Below are 16,062 nucleotides of genomic sequence, written 5' to 3' on the forward strand. Positions count from 1 at the left end.
TTTTTTGCAAAATACATCAAATGTTTAGCACTCATTATGAGTATCTAAGCTCTTTATATTCAGTTGGTATCATAAAATCTTCAACTTTTATAAGTGAATCATAAAAGCCGTGTTTGTAGCCTATCTCAAAGAGTTTATTTATTGCTTTGAATTGTGTCTCATTTAGTGTTATTGAGTCATCATTTGCATAAAGTTCAAGATATTTATCCAGTGTAGATGCATCTATACGAACCAGATCTCTTTCTAAAAGCATTTGTGATAATTTATGTTTATGATCTCTTGCAACTTTTACAGCTTTTGTGAGTGTTTGTTCATACTCTATAGCTTTGTTAAGCGGAACTGAGCGGCTAATTGCCATGCCGCCAAGAGGGAGAGGAAGATCTTCTCCTGCCAGCTCTTGCCATATATCCCACATTTCACATTCAACTTCCAGTTTGCTGTCATAGGTTAAAATGCTCTCATGGATTAAAACGCCGGCATCAACTTTGCCATCTAAAACAGCTTGTTCTATCTCTAAAAAATTCATGTAGGTTATTTTGGCATCAGGATAAGCGATGCGAAAGAGCAAGGCATTTGTAGTATGTTTGCCGCTAAGAGCAACTTTAAAATTAGATTTTAGAGTCGCTCCTCTTTTTTTAATAATTTTTGGTCCGTATCCATCACCGAAACTTACTGCAGTTCGCAGCAGTGCATAATCTTTTCTAATATGAGGATAAAGTGCAAAGCTAATAGCAACTATTTCATATTCACCATTTAAGGCTTTTTCATTCAGGGTTTGTATATCTTCGGCGATATTGTCAAACTTTGTGTTATTCATATCTACCCAGCCAAATTTTATAGCATAGTACATAAATATGTCATCAGCGTCAGGAGAGTGTGCAATTAATGTTTTTTTCAAATTAGGTGCCTATTATAGATAGAGATTAAAAATATAAACTAAATTTTAACCAAATAAGGATAAAATCTCACTAATTTATATAGAAATTTCTATATAAAAATATGACAATTTGCAATATTTTTATATAAAAAAATAAAGTTGTCATATAATAAGTCTAAATTTAATATAAGAGAGCCAACAATGGACGCAAATAAACAAAAATCATTAGACTTAGCTATGAAACAGATTGATAAAGCATTCGGTAAGGGTGCGCTTATGAGACTTGGTGATAAAGAGATAATACCTATAGAGTCGATTAGCACAGGCTCTCTTGGACTTGATCTGGCACTTGGTATAGGCGGAATTCCACAAGGAAGAGTTGTTGAAATATATGGACCTGAGAGCTCAGGAAAAACAACTTTAGCACTCCAGATAACAGCAGAGTGTCAAAAAAAGGGCGGAGTTTGTGCCTTTGTTGATGCAGAGCATGCACTTGATGTCGCTTATGCTAAAAATTTAGGTGTTGATGTTGACAATCTTCTTGTATCTCAGCCGGATTATGGTGAACAAGCTTTAGATATAGTTGAAACTATTGCTCGCAGCGGCGCAATTGATTTAATAGTTATCGATTCGGTTGCAGCGCTTACTCCTAAGTCTGAGATCGAGGGTGAGATGTCAGATCAAAATGTCGGTGTTCAAGCGCGTCTTATGTCAAAAGCACTTCGCAAACTAACGGGTATTTTGCATAAGATGAACTGTACAGTTATCTTTATCAATCAAATCCGCATGAAAATCGGCATGATGGGGTATGGTTCTCCAGAGACGACAACAGGCGGAAATGCGCTTAAGTTTTACGCTTCTGTTCGTATAGATGTGAGGCGTATAGCATCTTTAAAGCAGGGTGAGAGCCAAATAGGCAACCGTGTTAAAGCAAAAGTTATAAAAAATAAAGTTGCACCTCCATTTCGTCAGGCTGAGTTTGATATAATGTTTGGAGAAGGTATTTCAAAAGAGGGTGAGCTTGTTGATTATGGTGTTAAACTGGACATAATTGATAAAAGCGGTGCTTGGTTCTCTTATGGAGAAACAAAGCTTGGTCAAGGGCGTGAAAATGTTAAAGCTAAGTTTATAGAAGAGCCTGAGCTGGCTCGTGAAATAGAAGAAAAAATAAAATCAGCCATGGGCATAAGCAGTCTTATGACAATGGATACACTTGAGATAGAAGAAACTGATGTATAAGTAAAATAAAATCAGTATAAAAGTATAAAATTTCATAGAAAGAAGGGGTAGATAAATAATGTTTATAGATAATATCAGCGCAATAGAAGTAATGGATTCTCGCGGAAATCCAACAGTAAAAGCAACGGTAGAGTTGAGCGATGGAACGAAGGAGAGTGCTGTTGTGCCATCGGGTGCTAGTACAGGAAAGCGCGAGGCATTAGAACTTCGTGACGGCGACGATAGATATATGGGAAAGGGTGTTCTTAAAGCGGTTGAAAATGTAAACAGTCAAATTGCCGATGTGCTTATTGGTCTTTCTCCTTTTAATCAAGCTGTAATCGATGCTACTATGAAAGAGCTTGACGGAACTGAAAATTATGGAAACTTAGGTGCAAATGCGGTTCTTGGAGTCTCTATGGCTGTGGCACGAGCTGCTGCAAAAAGCTTGGGTGTTCCTCTTTACCGATATCTTGGCGGAGCAAATGCTATGGTTATGCCTACTCCAATGCTCAATATTATCAATGGCGGCTCGCACGCAGATAATTCTGTGGATTTTCAAGAGTATATGATTATGCCTATTGGATTTGAAGATTTTGCAACTTCACTCCAAGCTAGTGCAGAGGTTTATCACAATCTAAAAGCTATTTTAAAAGCTAAAAAACACAATACGGCTTTAGGAGATGAGGGCGGTTTTGCACCTGATCTAAGCTCAAATGAAGAGCCTATCCAGATCATTATGGAAGCGATAGAAAAGGCAGGATATAAAGCTGGAGAGCAGATGGCGATCGCTCTTGATGTTGCAGCAAGCGAACTTGTAGCAGATGGCGGATACAGACTTGATAGTGAAAACAGAACAGTTACTTCTGCGCAGCTTGTTGACTATTATGTTGACCTATGCTCAAAATATCCGATCGTATCTATTGAAGACGGTTTAAGCGAAGATGATTGGGACGGTTGGAAAATATTGACTGAAAAACTTGGCGATAAAGTACAGCTTGTCGGCGATGATCTTTTTGTTACGAACGCTAACATTCTCAATGAGGGAATCCAAAAAGAGATTGCGAATGCAATTTTAATTAAACCAAATCAAATTGGTTCGGTAAGTGAGACTATGCTTACGGTGCGTCTTGCTCAAAGAAACGGTTATAAGTGTGTTATGAGTCATCGTTCAGGAGAGAGTGAAGATGCTTTTATTGCTGATTTTGCTGTTGCACTAAACTGTGGTGAAATAAAAACAGGTTCTACTGCAAGAGGCGAGAGAACTGCTAAATATAATCGTCTCTTAGAAATTGAGAATGAAATAGTTTATGGTGAATATTTAGGTTTAACGCTTTTTAACTAGGCATATCTATGAACAATGAGGAACTTTTTGAAGGGATAGACGATACTCAGAGTATTACTCAAAAATATTTCGGTTTATCTTTGACAAAGTTCTTAATGCTCGTTTTCTTAGTTTTTGCTACAGGAATCTATATTGGTATACTTTTGTATGGAACAAATTCTTTAGAGGTTTTTTTAGGACTTCAGGATTATGAAGAGTATTTGCAAAGTGAGATACAGAGACTAAGAACAGAGAACGCAGAGCTGCAAAAAGAGTATTTTGAATTAAAAGAGATCTCTGCAAAGTAGTTTTATAGTTCTCTTTTGTATACTAGATGCAGATAAATGAAAGGGGTGAGTTTGATTAAAATTTTGTTTATATCTTCTTTATTGTTTGTTTTGTTAAATGCTAGAGAAAATCCTTTTTTCCCTTTTGAAGGAGAAGAAGACAATTTTTTAATAACAAATGAAAACAGAACAAATTTACCGCTACAAAGGGCGACAATCACTCTTCCTGAACAAGCCAGAATACTACAAAAAGTAACATTAGAGTTTAAAAATGATGACGGAACAGTAACAAGTAAAAGTATAGAGCTTAATAATTCTGTTGATTGGCATCTTCCGATTTTTATATCACAAAGTTATATTGAGCCTCAAAAAAATATTCTGCTAAAAGCCACACCTTCTAAAGAGAGAGCAAATGAAAAAAAAGAAGCATATAAAAATATTTTATCTATAAAATACCTATCTCTTTTTTCACTAGATACAAATTTAAAATTAGTAACATCAGATAAAATAATAAAAGATTTTTTACTTGAAAATCCATACAGAATAGTTATTGATTTTAAAAGAGATACGGATTTAAAAAGTTATTTGAAAAAAAATCCAAAAAATGTTTTTAAGGAAATTAGGGTAGGAAGTCATAAAGGTTACTATAGAGTTGTTATAGAAATTGAAAAATATAAAAGCTATAAACTTGAAAAAACCTCTGAAGGGTATCTTATAAAATTAAAATAAGCATATTTAAAAATAGTAGTTTACATTAATCTTAAAAGTATTTTCTGAATCTTGTTGGTTAAAATAATTTCTCTCTTTATAATCATATTTGAATTTTAATTGAATATTTTGTAATACTTTAAAATTTTGTGAGATTCCCAAAAGATATTGTGTGTCACCGCTGTCATACCATCTTCTAGTAGCTTCTATATTTGTGTTCATATAACTATACATATCAAATACAGCACCGAGACTGCCACCTATTGCAGATTTTACCTCTCCACCAAGATAGAAAAGTGGGTCTGCCATAATGTAGATATAGCCCATTTTATTTCCCCAGCTTAAACCTATGCCTACAGTGCCTATAAAACTAGTTGTAGAATCAAGTGAATTTCTATCCCATCCAAATTTTGTTCTCCAAGAGAAATTTTCAAAAAATTCAGATCTTTGAGCTAATGAAACAATAGAGAGTATTGTCGCATTTTCAACTTCTAAATCATCATCTGAATAAGAAAGTTCGAGATTCATAAACTCTATTTGAGTTCCTCTTAAAAATCCATAGCTACTATCTTCAAGATCATGATATGCAGGGCGAATACCTAAAAACCCAATAACATCGCCGTCTCTTAAACCAGCACCGATGGTTGTTTTTATAGCACGATGACTCTCAATGGGATTTGGAGGAGTTTTAATATCTAGCTTTTCACCTTGTCCAAGTGTAGCTCTTGCTTTTGAGAGTTCATGGAAAAGTTTTAAATATCTCTTTTTTTCTATTTCGCTTTTGCTGAATTTATACTCAAGCAGTTCTATTGATGCTTCCATAATATATCTTTTTTGCTGTGTGTTTATATCTGAGTTATTCATGATTTTATCTATCTTCATCTTTGAATCACTAAGCAAAATAGGCATTTTTATATATTTTTTATCTATTAGCTCTTCATATTTTAAAAGAGTAGTTCTTTTAGAAGGTCTAAAAAAATTCTTTATTATTATATTTTCTAAGTTAGCTGCATGAGCAGTTTCAAGGGGAATTACCTGATAGTTAAAGTACTCTCTTAAATGTAGTGACGGCCTTGCTGTCTCTAGAAGCCAAAGCATATTGTAAGAGCAGTTTTCGGTAAAAAAATAGTAGTAAGAGCGTGTCTCATTAAGCTCCCAAATATGCTTTATCATCCTAAGAACCTCCTCTTCACTAAGGTCTAGGTCATACTCCCAAATATCTCTTTGTTCGCTGTCTCTATACTCTTTAAGTTTATCATAGTAGGGGAGCAGTGAGTATCTTCCATAGTAGCCTCCAAAAAGTCCTTTTACTGCAAAGAGTACACCATTTTCTTCGTCTGGATTTGCATCGGCAGCATAATTTACGGCATAAGAGAGAAGTTTGGAGTTGTATGCAGAGTTAATGCGTAAGAAAGTGTGTCCAAACATAGAAGCGGGTGAGTTGATATGCGCGGATGGGAAAACCAATGTAACAGACTTGGGATTTAATCTATTTACTATAGTGTTGTACTTTTGGCATACTACTTCTGGAAGTTGCGTTATATTTAACTCTTTTTTAAGCCAGTCTTTTCTTGCCGGAAATCTGCATGCAGTTGCATTGTCATCAAAGCTGCTTTCATTGAAAAGAGCATCAATTGTTGCATTTAATTCGCTGTTTGCATTGGTTTTTCCATCTTTTGCAATAAAAAACCTATCATCGTCTATTTCACTGATTCCTTTTTCCATGTGCAGCAGCAGATGCCAATATCGCGATTGTGATAAGTTTAATTCTTGTGCTTTTTGTTTGTAGATATCCGCGGAAGCATTTAAGAAAGTTAAGCAAAAAAGAATAAACAAAAAAAATTTAAGTAAAATGAAAAAATCCTAAAATTAATATCCGAAAATAGGGTATAACCAAACAAAAAATATGTTTGGTTATCTGTTTTTATAGAGTTGTAGCAGAGATGTTATCAAGTACATCAGCCATTTCTACATTTTGGCTTGTGTAAATTTTATTGTAATTTTCTTGAAGTGATGCACAAAAAGTAGCTTTGTCAGATATTTCTAAAAGTTCTGCTAAAGTATCAATACTTTCACCGTGTCCAATAGCAATCTCTTTTGCAAGTTGATCCATATTTGAAGCTACAAACTCTTGAGCTCTCTCATTCATAACGAATTTAGTTTTTTCACAGCCTAAAGTTCCTGATGTGATACCAAATGTTTGATTTCCGAAAATCCCGTTTGTGGTCGCCTGAAGTGCCAGCATAATCGCAGTTGAATCATCTTTGATAATCATTGAACCAAGACCACACCCTGTTTGATTGTTTACATTAGCCATCATTGAAGAGCTTAATGCCACAACTGCCGCTAAGCTTACTAAAATTTTTTTCATCTAATATCCTTTTAAATTTAAGATAAAACTATTGTAGGATTTATTAGCTTAATCAAAAATTAGTTTTTATTTAGCTCTTCATCTCTCCAATACTTTGTTCCTTGAATTGTAGCTTGCAGAGCCAAACCGTTTTGTGTCAGCTTGTAGAGTCTTACACCCGGAGCAACAGTAATTGCCGCATTGATTGAACCGCCTTTGTCTTCGTATTTTGCAGCAGCATCAGCCTGTGCATTTGCCTCCCAGCCGGAGTTTACAAAAGTGTCATAAGCTTTTTTGTTCTCAAAAAGAAAAACGGCTCTAAAATCTTTCACGCCCAATCCTAAACCAACACCTCCAGAAGCCATATTCATATAGGTATTTACTCCTGTTTTGTTGTTATGTGCAAGACCTTTTCCTCCCTCTGCAGAGAGGAGGATAAGATTTACTCCGACATTGCTAAATGTAGCATATCCGTAAGAGCGAAACACCATTCTTTTTGCTTCTGGGGCATATTTATATAATAACTGCAGGGTTTGGTTGCTCTGCTCAATGCGATTTGCCCTCTCAAGCCTATTCTCTTCGCGTACTTCATTTTTGCTCTTACCTGACCAAAAACCGTTGAATAGTATAATAATAAGAAGTAAGCTAAAAATAAGTTTTAAATGTTTCATCAATCGCCACCTTTGATATTTGTCAAAATAATAATATCATAAATTTTTGAAAATGAGTCAAAGTGACAAAGGATAGTAGTATGTCTATACAAAAAGGGTGGAAAGAATTTCCGTTTAAAAATGTTTCACTTACTTTAGAAACTTTTTGCCTATCCCCAAAAAGTTTAAAAATAATTCAGTTGTCTGATTTGCATATTACGCCAAAAGTCAATCCTTCCTATCTTGAAGAACTTGTGGAGAGAATCAACCAAATAGAGCCTGATCTTGTACTCTTTAGCGGTGATATAATTCAAACTTCTGCTCTTAATATTCAAAAGCATTTGGGGAGTTTTAAAAATTTAAAAGCCAAGTCATATTATGTTACCGGTAACCATGATATGGTTTATGGAGCTGGAAATTTACAAGAAATCATGGTAGAGAGCGGAGTGGAGCTTTTAGATAATAGGATAGTGTGCTTAAATGTAAAAGGCACAACTATTCAACTCGCAGGGCTGAGCGATAGATATGGTTTTATATGGGGAATAAAAAGACCTATTAAAGATATTTTTAAAAATCTTGATTCGAATTTTCCGACTATACTGCTTACACATCAGCCAAAAGATGTTTATTTAATTGGTGAGCATCGCGTAGATCTCCAGCTAAGCGGACATACGCATGGCGGTCAAATTTATCCCTTTTCTTTTTTAGTTAAACTTTTTCAACCCTATTTTAGTGGATTCTATATGCACAAAAAAACAGCTCTTTATGTTAGTAATGGAATTGGATATTGGGGTTTAAATATAAGATATAAAGCACCAAAAGAAATAACGGTGTTAACAATCAATTAGCAAATCTTGTGCATAATAAAATTTTATTTAAAGGAAAATATTGTGTATAAGTTTTTTCTATTTTTAACTCTCCTTTTTTCAACGCTTTATTCAGATTTTTTGCAGGTAAAATCCTCCATCTCAAGAGTTAATGACTTTGAGTTTAAGATGCCAAGCGATGAGATAGTTACAATTCCAAAAGAGACAAAGATAATTATTGTAACTTTTGAAAAAGAGACAGGCAAGTTTGTCAATAGTTATCTTGATGAGCAAGATGCAACATATCTTCAGATGCACAAAGCCGTTTTTATTGCAGATATTAGCAAAATGCCAACATTTTTTGTAAATATTGTTGCCCTGCCAAAACTCAAAAAATACAAACACCTTCTTTATATAAACTATAACAAAGGTTTTGATACGGTTGTGCCGAGCAAAGAAGATAGCGCAACACTTCTCTTTATAGAAGACTCAAAAATCAAAGAGATACGATATATTTCGACGCAACAAGAGCTAAAAGAGGCGATTGAAAAGTGACGGCAATAAAAGCACTCCGTAAAAATCCGCTTAAGAGTCTTTTGATATTTTCATCCATTACCATTGCTGTAATGGCTATTTTTCTCATCAGTTCCGTATCTCAGGGTGTAATCGGAATGTACTCCAAGATGATTAATAGTGACGGGGATATTATCGTCACACAAAAGGGCATCTCGGATACTTTTTTCTCCAATGTGGATATCGGCTTGATTCAAAAGATAAATGAGCTAAAACATGTCTCCTCAAGTTACGCCATGATAGTGGGAGCTTCCCCTGTAGGTCATATTCCGATTGCAGGAATCTACGGTACGACCGCCAATCATTTTGAGCATTATAAGCTTCTTAGAGGGGTTTATCCTAAAGAAGGCGAGGTGATACTGGGTGAAAATCTTGCAAAGCAGTTTTCTGTCTCAAACATAAATATAGGAAATAAAAAATTTGAAATATCTGGTGTTTATAGCAGTGAAATAGGTTTTGAAGAGGGCGGTTTGGTTATGAATATATCCGATGCGGGAGTGCTGTTTAACCGCTCTGCCTCCATGCTCTTTGTTTCATCTTCCTCTCCAAATGAAATAGAGAGTATTGCCAAAAAAATCTCTGATTTAAGCAGCGAAATAGAGGTAAAGACAACGCAAAATTTTGTCAAAGAGTATAACCAGTTTAAAATCATCGAAAACTCATCTCTTGTTATCTCAACGCTTGCTTTTGCTATGGGTCTTATGGGGATTGCTTCAGTCATGAGCATGATTGTAAACTCCAGAAAAGAGGAGTTTGGTATTATGCGTGCATTGGGGAAAAGCCGCTTTTTCATTATAAAAAATTTATTTTTTGAAACACTTATAATGAGTATTTCAGCATACATCTTTGCACTTCTTTTAAGTCTGGGTATTTTGGCGCTGCTGCCGCATATTGAGATGCTTCAAGGGTATGTAAACGGCACACTCTCGTTAAGTACCGCTTTGTATGTTTTAGCCTCTACTATTTTTATGGCGCTTTTGGGTTCGCTGCTTCCTGCATGGATAGCATCTAAAACAGACCCGATACTTCTTATAAATCAAGGATGTGCATGATACAGGCATCACATGTTTCACACTTTTACGGCGCGGAGCAGGTTCTTTTTGACCTCTCGTTTGAGATAAAAAACGGCGAATTTCTCTTTTTAAGCGGAGAGAGCGGAAGCGGAAAATCAACGCTTCTCTCCATTCTCTCAACTCTTTTAAAACCCTCAAGCGGGGAACTTTTCATAGAAGGCGAGTCTGTTCTTGAGATTAAAAACATAGACTATTTTCGCCAAAGCAAGATAGGATTTGTTTTTCAGTTTCACTATCTCATAAATTATCTCAGTGTTTATGAAAATATAGCTCTGGCTGCATTAGAAGATAAGAAACAAAATATAAACAAGATACTTGAAGAACTCGGTATTTTAGAGCTCTCCTTTCGTTATCCAAATGAGATTTCAGGTGGGCAGAGGCAGCGCGTGGCACTTGCACGCGCACTTGTAAATGAGCCAAAAATTATCTTTGCGGATGAGCCTACCGGAAGTCTGGATTCGAAAAACTCTAAGATAGTTTACTCTCTTTTAGCCCAAGCGGTAAAAAAAGGTACGACGGTAGTCGTCGCCTCTCATGACATGCAGATAGAAAATTATGCAACTCAAATAATCAGGTTAAAAGATGGACAAATTTTATAAATTAATAGATTCGGTTATCCCTGTTTGGGCTTTTATATTTTTAGGCTCTATTACAGCGGGTGTCATTTATGCTGCTCAGATGTTAGGATTTTCGTATTTTGACAATACTCTGCTTAATGCACCGACTACTCGTTCGCTTCATATTACGCTGATGCTCTACGGTCCGGTTATGCTCGCTCTCTCTTTGCTCCCTTTTGCCCTTTTTGCAAAAGACAAGTTGGACTTAAGAAGCGCGGTAGAGCCGCTTAGAGCTTACTTTTTGTTATGGCATCTCTTTTTGTTTATGGCGGTTATATCTATCTCTTTGGGGGCTCAAAGAGGTTTGCCTTTTTATGATTTTGCTTATGAACTCAACTTTATACTTGCGGCTTCGGGTATTTTTTATATAGTCGGTATCTTTAAAACTATAAAGCAGTACGAGATAACGCCGCTTTGGGTAAAAGTGTCAAAAGCGCTTCTTTTTGCGGCACCTATATCGCTTCTGGTTTTGATGAATCCGACTTACGGGCAGGTTGAAAAAACTCTTATCGGACCTCATGGCGATAATACTTTGGGCATGAGCTTTACGCTTATTCCTCTTTTTTACCTTATGATAAAACTACATGCAAAAGAGAACTTCACGGCGCGCTGGCATATCTTTTGGATTCTTCCGCTTGCAGGATACGCTCTCTCGGTTGCGACGCGTATCTTTGCAGGAGAGCTTTCATATAACGAGGAGTGGGTTTATCAGTGGCTGACTTTTGCATACGCCCCGCTTTTGCTAAAGTGGTGTAAAGACGCAAAACTTACTCTCAAATCCACACCTTATTTGGTTATCTCAATCTGGGTGTTTTTGTTTGTCATGATTCAAGGCAATATCCTTTTTATTCCCGAGATTCGCTGGCCGTTTCATAGAAACGATTTGGTAGTAGCTCATGCTCATGCCGCTATCGGTCTGGGTATATTTTTTATGTCGCTTAGTATTTTAAACTATTTTTATAAGCTGCCAAAGAGTTTTATGCACTTTTGGCTCTCTGTTATGGGAGTTATTTTTATCTCGCTTACGTTGGCGGGTTTTGATGAAGCGGGAGTTTTTAAAATTGATGTCGTCTCAATGTGGTGGATTCGTCTTTTTGGCGGTATTATCGGAGTTACCGGTTTGGTCTATTACATAATTAAAAAGATGAACATAAAGAGAATTTCGCTGCTTCAACTCTACCATTTAAACGGCTTTGCATCGGATGGTTTGGGTGCGCTTATTCTCTTTTTATCAGCGCCGGTACTCTTTGAATTTTTAGGACTTCATTTTACTCCGTACTACTATCTGGTTTTTGGTTTCATGGGTTTTGTCGGTATCTTGCATCTTGCAGGCGTAACAAAAGAGGCGCATCTTTTGGCACATTTTACTTCAATTGCCCGCCTGATTACCGGAACTATCTTTCTTTGCCTCTTTTATCTAGGGACGATAGATATGCTCGGGCTTCTTGTGGGTCTTTATGATATCTCTTATGCTCTTTTATATCTTATCTTTAGAAGCCGCCTATGATTCACTCTGCAGCTCTTGTTTTACTCCTTGGGTTTGAGCTTTGTTACTATCTCTTGATAATTCAAACCGGAGTTGCCGAGCACTACAACTCTGATTTGCAAACACTTTTTCCTATGTTTATAGGGGGTGTTTTAGGAACGGTTTTAGGGGGCTTTTCTTGGGGTGGAATCAGTAATCCTCTTCATAAGATAATAATTGCTTTATGCTTGCAGTTAACACTCTCATTTTCATATCCCGACTACAATATAATTACCCTTGCTCTTTTGGGTCTATCCGTCGGCATTATGGCTCCGCTTGGCGTATATCTCTTTAAAGCAAAACAGCAGCGGGAGCTGCTTTTTGCACTTGCTATCGCCTATACGATAGGCACTTACTTTTTTATATATGATGCAAATAACAGAGTTTACATGGCAGTTCTTTTTAGCCTAATTGCGCTTTTAAGTGTATTTGCACTTAGAGATTACAGGGTTGAAACGGATTCTAAAGAGGTTTCGCACCCTTATTTACAATATTTACCTCTTATGATATGGATATTTTTAGACTCAAATCTTTTTGAAACGCTCTCTAGGCATTCGGGTATAGATATCTGGTCAGAGTACACATTTACAATCATAATATTTCATCTTTTGGGGCTTCTTGGTGCATATTTTATCAACTTCTCAAAAACAAAGAAGCATGTTTTAATAACTGCGCTCTTTATAGGAAGTTATGCACTTTCTTATTTAGAGTGGGCTTTTGCGCTTGCTATGCTCTACCCTTTTACCATTTCATACTACAATGTTGTGGTTTTTACGACTTTAAGCAAAGAAGCTAGTATGCTAAAACTCGCTTTTATGATGATATTTGTCGGTTGGATGGCGTCGGGTCTCGGCTTGGCGGTTGCTCTTTCGGGAATTCTGCATTAAATATATGCTAAAATAGTAATAACTTAAATAATAGGTAGGTTTAATATGAAAAAAATATTTACGATGTTGCTTTTGACACTCCCACTTTTTGCAATCAACTTAGAGTTAAAAAGTGGTTATGTAGCTGCACATACAGAGATGATAATGGATAAAACTATTGATCCCATAAATAATCATCTAAAAGCAGATATAACTATAGAAAACAGTGATATTACTACTATTAGGGGCAAATTTTGGGTTGAGATGACTCTTTTTACAAGCGATAAGAGCGATAGAGATAAGAGCATGTACAAAGAGATTGAAGCGGATAAATTTGCTTTTGCTACTTACACAATATCTAATATAGTAAAAACAGAGCAAGAAGATGGTTATGTCATCAACGGCACGCTTGATTTCCATGGAGAGAAGAGAGAGTTGAGCGCAGAGGCTAAAATAAGAAGCGTTGAGGGCAGTTTAGTTATAGAGGCAACCTCGAATATTTTAATGAGCGATTACGAAATTGAGATGCCTTGTTTGATGTTTATGTGTGTTCGTGACCAAGTTGATCTATTTATTAAAGCTGCATTTTAAGGGAGCTTTGGCATGAATAAACTAGAAGAGTACTTAAATGCCCATGAGCGAAGTGAAATCCATCCTTCAGATATAGCAAAAATATTAAAACAGCTTGATGATGCTGAATTTAGTGCAGCAATAAAACTTGTACCAAAAGATTTAATAGGCGATGTGGCACTTGCTCTCCCAGATAGATATTTTGATGATATTGTAGAAAATCTCAGTGTAGATGAGTTAAAACATGCAGTATCTGAACTTGAATCAGATGATCAAGTTGATTTTATGCATGAACTTGAAGAGCTTGATGAAAATATTGCTTCTGAAGTTTTTGATACTCTTGATGAAGAGGACAGAAAAGAGATAATCAAACTTCAAACATATGAAGAAGAGGAAGCCGGTGCATATATGCAGCTTGAAATATTCACGGCTTATAAGAATGAGATTGTGCATGATGTTATTAGAAGATTTGCAGAACTTAGAAAATCCAAAGTAATAGAAAATATCCAAAATCTTTTTATTGTAAGCAGTGATAATAGACTTCTTTATACGGTTGGCTTGGATGATTTGCTGGTTTTTGATTTTAAAAAAACACTATTGGAAAATATAGAACAGAGTGAAGATAGTTTTGAGCCTAAAAAAGCAGAAGATAGAGAAAATATTAAAGATGTAGTACACTATTTTGAGGAGTATGATCTCTCTGTTATGCCAATTGTCAATGCGTATGGAATCTTGCTGGGGCGCATAACTTCGGATGATATTTATGATATTATCAATGAACATGCAACTGAGCAGATGTATCATTTAGCCGGAGTTGATGATGACGCTGAAGAGTATGATGAAATATTTAGAGCAGGTAAAAAAAGAGCATCATGGCTTGGAATAAATCTTTTTACAGCTATATTTGCCTCAATGGTTATTGGTCTTTTTGCTGATACGCTTGAGAGCATGGTTGCACTTGCCGTTTTAATGCCTATTGTTGCTTCAATGGGCGGAAATGCGGGAACACAAAGCTTAACAGTTGTTGTAAGGCAGCTGGCTCTTGGAGGGATCTCTAAAGGCGATGCTATGCGGATAATTAAAAAAGAGATTCTTATATCACTTATGAATGGATTGATTTTTGCGGTTGTTATGGGTATAGTAGCTGCAATATGGTTTAATATAAATATGCTGGGAGTTGTTATTGCTTTAAGCATGGTGATAAATTTGTTAATGGCAGGTTTTTTCGGAGCCGCTATTCCTCTTTTTCTTAAAAAAATAGATATTGATCCTGCAATCGGCAGTACAGTAATTTTAACTACGGTAACTGATGTTGTAGGCTTTTTTAGCTTTTTGGCTTTAGCAACATATATATTATTATAGAGTTGATGATTTTATGATACAAAAAATTAAAAAGTATTCCACAACTAACAGACTGGTTTTTTTAGGGATTGTTTTAGGGGTGCTTTTTGGAATTTTTTTACCGGAAATGGCACTAAAACAGCAAGTTATAGGGCAGATTTTTATCAGTTTTTTAAAAATGTTGGTAGTGCCGCTGGTTTTTTCAAGCATATATGTCTCTATAATGGGACTTGGAAACTTACAGAGTCTAAAAAATATCGGGCTTAATACAATTGGCTTATATCTTTTGACAACTGCATTGGCAGTTCTTACTGCTATAACAGTTATGAATATTGTACCTATAGGAAATGAGATATCAGTGCAAGGTTTGGAGTACTTAAAAGCTTCTGAAGTAGCGCCGTTTTCTTTTGATGCAATGATACTTAGTTTTATTCCAACAAATATATTTCATGCTTTGGCAGAGGGATCTATGATGCAGATTATCGTTTTTTCGGCTCTTTTTGCCATAGCCTCTTTGCACCTGAAAAAAGAGAGACAGCTTCTAATGCTTGATTTTTTTAGTGCTGTAACAAATGCGATACTTATAATGGCAGAGTGGGTTATTAAGATGACACCTATAGGTGTATTTAGTCTTATCTCTTATGTGATCGCTGAGCAAGGTGTTGATGTTATTGTTGGGTTGTGGAAATATGTAGTGATGGTTATATCTGTTTTGCTTGTTCATGCTCTAGTAACTTTACCTGCGATATTGGGCTTTTTTGGCCGTGTCAACCCCTTTAAATATTTGAGTGATGTTCGCGAAGCTTCGATAATGGCTTTTTCTACTGCATCAAGTACAGCAACACTTCCTGTATCTATGCGTGTTGTAGAGGAGGTTGGCGGAGTTGATAAAAAAAATGCATCTTTTGTTCTTCCTCTTGGAGCAACGGTTTCTATGGATGGAACAGCGGCATATTTAACAATAGCCGTTCTTTATATTTCTCATTTGGCAGGTGTTGATTTAAGTTTTGCGGATCAATTTCTTTTAGGAGTAACTGTTGTTGCTCTAAGTGTCGGCGTTGCAGCTTTGCCCAGCGCTTCTTTGGTTATGATGGTTGTTATTTTGAATCAGCTTGGCTTGGCAGTTGAATATATAGCTTTAATTATTGCAGTTGATAGAATTTTAGATATGGCTAGAACATCTTTAAATGTTACATCTGATTTGGTTGTTGTAAAAATTGTTGATCAATTACAAAAAATTAAAAAGCAAAATGTATAATTGTAAAAAAAGAAAAGAG

General features: G+C 35.9%; 17 protein-coding genes. 13 read left to right on the forward strand and 4 right to left on the reverse strand.

Annotated features, from left to right (window positions below; translation table 11 throughout):
- Positions 1-34 precede the first annotated feature (34 nt).
- On the reverse strand, positions 35-898 hold the full coding sequence (locus CVO_RS00190; RefSeq protein ID WP_159569304.1) for a menaquinone biosynthesis family protein: 864 nt from the start codon (positions 896-898) through the stop codon (positions 35-37).
- Between the two features lie 180 nt (positions 899-1,078).
- Between CVO_RS00190 and recA the strand changes: the two genes are divergently transcribed.
- Genes recA through CVO_RS00210 form a run of 4 tightly spaced genes read left to right on the forward strand, consistent with a single transcriptional unit; the run spans position 1,079 to position 4,435 of the window.
- Entirely contained in the window at positions 1,079-2,116 is a 1,038-nt protein-coding gene (gene recA / locus CVO_RS00195; protein WP_152300151.1) for a recombinase RecA, read from the forward strand.
- A 58-nt stretch (positions 2,117-2,174) separates the two neighbouring features.
- A complete protein-coding gene (gene eno / locus CVO_RS00200) occupies positions 2,175-3,440 on the forward strand; it encodes a phosphopyruvate hydratase (protein ID WP_159569306.1) in 1,266 nt (421 codons plus the stop codon).
- An 8-nt stretch (positions 3,441-3,448) separates the two neighbouring features.
- Complete coding sequence (locus CVO_RS00205) at positions 3,449-3,727, forward strand: bZIP transcription factor (protein WP_152300149.1); 279 nt, start codon at positions 3,449-3,451, stop codon at positions 3,725-3,727.
- Between the two features lie 45 nt (positions 3,728-3,772).
- The gene (locus tag CVO_RS00210) at positions 3,773-4,435 is read left to right on the forward strand and encodes an AMIN domain-containing protein (protein WP_241690976.1); all 663 of its coding nucleotides are present in this window, start codon (positions 3,773-3,775) and stop codon (positions 4,433-4,435) included.
- A 6-nt stretch (positions 4,436-4,441) separates the two neighbouring features.
- Here the strand turns inward: CVO_RS00210 and CVO_RS00215 are convergent, their stop codons facing one another.
- The 3 genes from CVO_RS00215 to CVO_RS00225 form a co-directional block, all read right to left on the reverse strand.
- Entirely contained in the window at positions 4,442-6,250 is a 1,809-nt protein-coding gene (locus tag CVO_RS00215) for an Lnb N-terminal periplasmic domain-containing protein (RefSeq protein ID WP_502707874.1), read from the reverse strand.
- 88 nt (positions 6,251-6,338) lie between these two features.
- Positions 6,339-6,785: a DUF3015 family protein gene (locus CVO_RS00220; RefSeq protein ID WP_152300146.1), complete on the reverse strand. Its 447-nt coding sequence runs from the start codon at positions 6,783-6,785 to the stop codon at positions 6,339-6,341.
- A 59-nt stretch (positions 6,786-6,844) separates the two neighbouring features.
- Complete coding sequence (locus tag CVO_RS00225) at positions 6,845-7,435, reverse strand: lipid-binding SYLF domain-containing protein (RefSeq protein ID WP_159569313.1); 591 nt, start codon at positions 7,433-7,435, stop codon at positions 6,845-6,847.
- 80 nt (positions 7,436-7,515) lie between these two features.
- On the opposite strand from CVO_RS00225, the gene CVO_RS00230 reads away from it, so the two are divergent.
- The 9 genes from CVO_RS00230 to CVO_RS00270 are packed head-to-tail and all read left to right on the forward strand — an operon-like array spanning position 7,516 to position 16,043.
- The gene (locus CVO_RS00230; RefSeq protein WP_159569315.1) at positions 7,516-8,262 is read left to right on the forward strand and encodes a metallophosphoesterase; all 747 of its coding nucleotides are present in this window, start codon (positions 7,516-7,518) and stop codon (positions 8,260-8,262) included.
- 42 nt (positions 8,263-8,304) lie between these two features.
- A complete protein-coding gene (locus tag CVO_RS00235) occupies positions 8,305-8,775 on the forward strand; it encodes a hypothetical protein (protein WP_159569317.1) in 471 nt (156 codons plus the stop codon).
- A complete protein-coding gene (locus tag CVO_RS00240; protein WP_241690977.1) occupies positions 8,772-9,845 on the forward strand; it encodes an ABC transporter permease in 1,074 nt (357 codons plus the stop codon). The genes CVO_RS00235 and CVO_RS00240 overlap by 4 nt, the downstream gene beginning before the upstream one ends.
- Positions 9,842-10,465 carry an ABC transporter ATP-binding protein gene (locus tag CVO_RS00245; RefSeq protein ID WP_159569319.1) on the forward strand — a complete coding sequence of 208 codons (624 nt, stop codon included), beginning with the start codon at positions 9,842-9,844 and terminating at the stop codon, positions 10,463-10,465. Before CVO_RS00240 ends, CVO_RS00245 begins: the two co-directional genes overlap by 4 nt.
- Positions 10,449-11,990, forward strand: coding sequence for a heme-copper oxidase family protein (locus tag CVO_RS00250; RefSeq protein WP_159569321.1), 1,542 nt, complete (start codon positions 10,449-10,451; stop codon positions 11,988-11,990). Before CVO_RS00245 ends, CVO_RS00250 begins: the two co-directional genes overlap by 17 nt.
- On the forward strand, positions 11,987-12,895 hold the full coding sequence (locus tag CVO_RS00255; RefSeq protein ID WP_159569323.1) for a hypothetical protein: 909 nt from the start codon (positions 11,987-11,989) through the stop codon (positions 12,893-12,895). Before CVO_RS00250 ends, CVO_RS00255 begins: the two co-directional genes overlap by 4 nt.
- Before the next feature lie 45 nt (positions 12,896-12,940).
- A complete protein-coding gene (locus CVO_RS00260; RefSeq protein WP_159569325.1) occupies positions 12,941-13,465 on the forward strand; it encodes a YceI family protein in 525 nt (174 codons plus the stop codon).
- A gap of 12 nt (positions 13,466-13,477) precedes the next feature.
- Positions 13,478-14,806 carry a magnesium transporter gene (gene mgtE / locus CVO_RS00265; protein ID WP_152300143.1) on the forward strand — a complete coding sequence of 443 codons (1,329 nt, stop codon included), beginning with the start codon at positions 13,478-13,480 and terminating at the stop codon, positions 14,804-14,806.
- A gap of 13 nt (positions 14,807-14,819) precedes the next feature.
- Complete coding sequence (locus CVO_RS00270; RefSeq protein WP_152300142.1) at positions 14,820-16,043, forward strand: dicarboxylate/amino acid:cation symporter; 1,224 nt, start codon at positions 14,820-14,822, stop codon at positions 16,041-16,043.
- Positions 16,044-16,062: the final 19 nt, after the last annotated feature.

It is taken from the genome of Sulfurimonas sp. CVO (genome assembly GCF_009883775.1).
GTDB classification, from domain to species: domain Bacteria; phylum Campylobacterota; class Campylobacteria; order Campylobacterales; family Sulfurimonadaceae; genus Sulfurimonas; species Sulfurimonas xiamenensis.

Excerpts from the sequence above, each read along its gene's own strand:
- eno (WP_159569306.1), top strand. The coding sequence starts at position 2,175 with ATGTTTATAGATAATATCAGCGCAATAGAAGTAATGGATTCTCGCGGA.
- CVO_RS00225 (WP_159569313.1), bottom strand. The coding sequence starts at position 7,435 with ATGAAACATTTAAAACTTATTTTTAGCTTACTTCTTATTATTATACTA.
- CVO_RS00220 (WP_152300146.1), bottom strand. The coding sequence starts at position 6,785 with ATGAAAAAAATTTTAGTAAGCTTAGCGGCAGTTGTGGCATTAAGCTCT.
- CVO_RS00245 (WP_159569319.1), top strand. The coding sequence starts at position 9,842 with ATGATACAGGCATCACATGTTTCACACTTTTACGGCGCGGAGCAGGTT.
- CVO_RS00250 (WP_159569321.1), top strand. The coding sequence starts at position 10,449 with ATGGACAAATTTTATAAATTAATAGATTCGGTTATCCCTGTTTGGGCT.
- CVO_RS00205 (WP_152300149.1), top strand. The coding sequence starts at position 3,449 with ATGAACAATGAGGAACTTTTTGAAGGGATAGACGATACTCAGAGTATT.
- CVO_RS00230 (WP_159569315.1), top strand. The coding sequence starts at position 7,516 with ATGTCTATACAAAAAGGGTGGAAAGAATTTCCGTTTAAAAATGTTTCA.
- CVO_RS00260 (WP_159569325.1), top strand. The coding sequence starts at position 12,941 with ATGAAAAAAATATTTACGATGTTGCTTTTGACACTCCCACTTTTTGCA.
- mgtE (WP_152300143.1), top strand. The coding sequence starts at position 13,478 with ATGAATAAACTAGAAGAGTACTTAAATGCCCATGAGCGAAGTGAAATC.
- CVO_RS00255 (WP_159569323.1), top strand. The coding sequence starts at position 11,987 with ATGATTCACTCTGCAGCTCTTGTTTTACTCCTTGGGTTTGAGCTTTGT.
- CVO_RS00270 (WP_152300142.1), top strand. The coding sequence starts at position 14,820 with ATGATACAAAAAATTAAAAAGTATTCCACAACTAACAGACTGGTTTTT.
- recA (WP_152300151.1), top strand. The coding sequence starts at position 1,079 with ATGGACGCAAATAAACAAAAATCATTAGACTTAGCTATGAAACAGATT.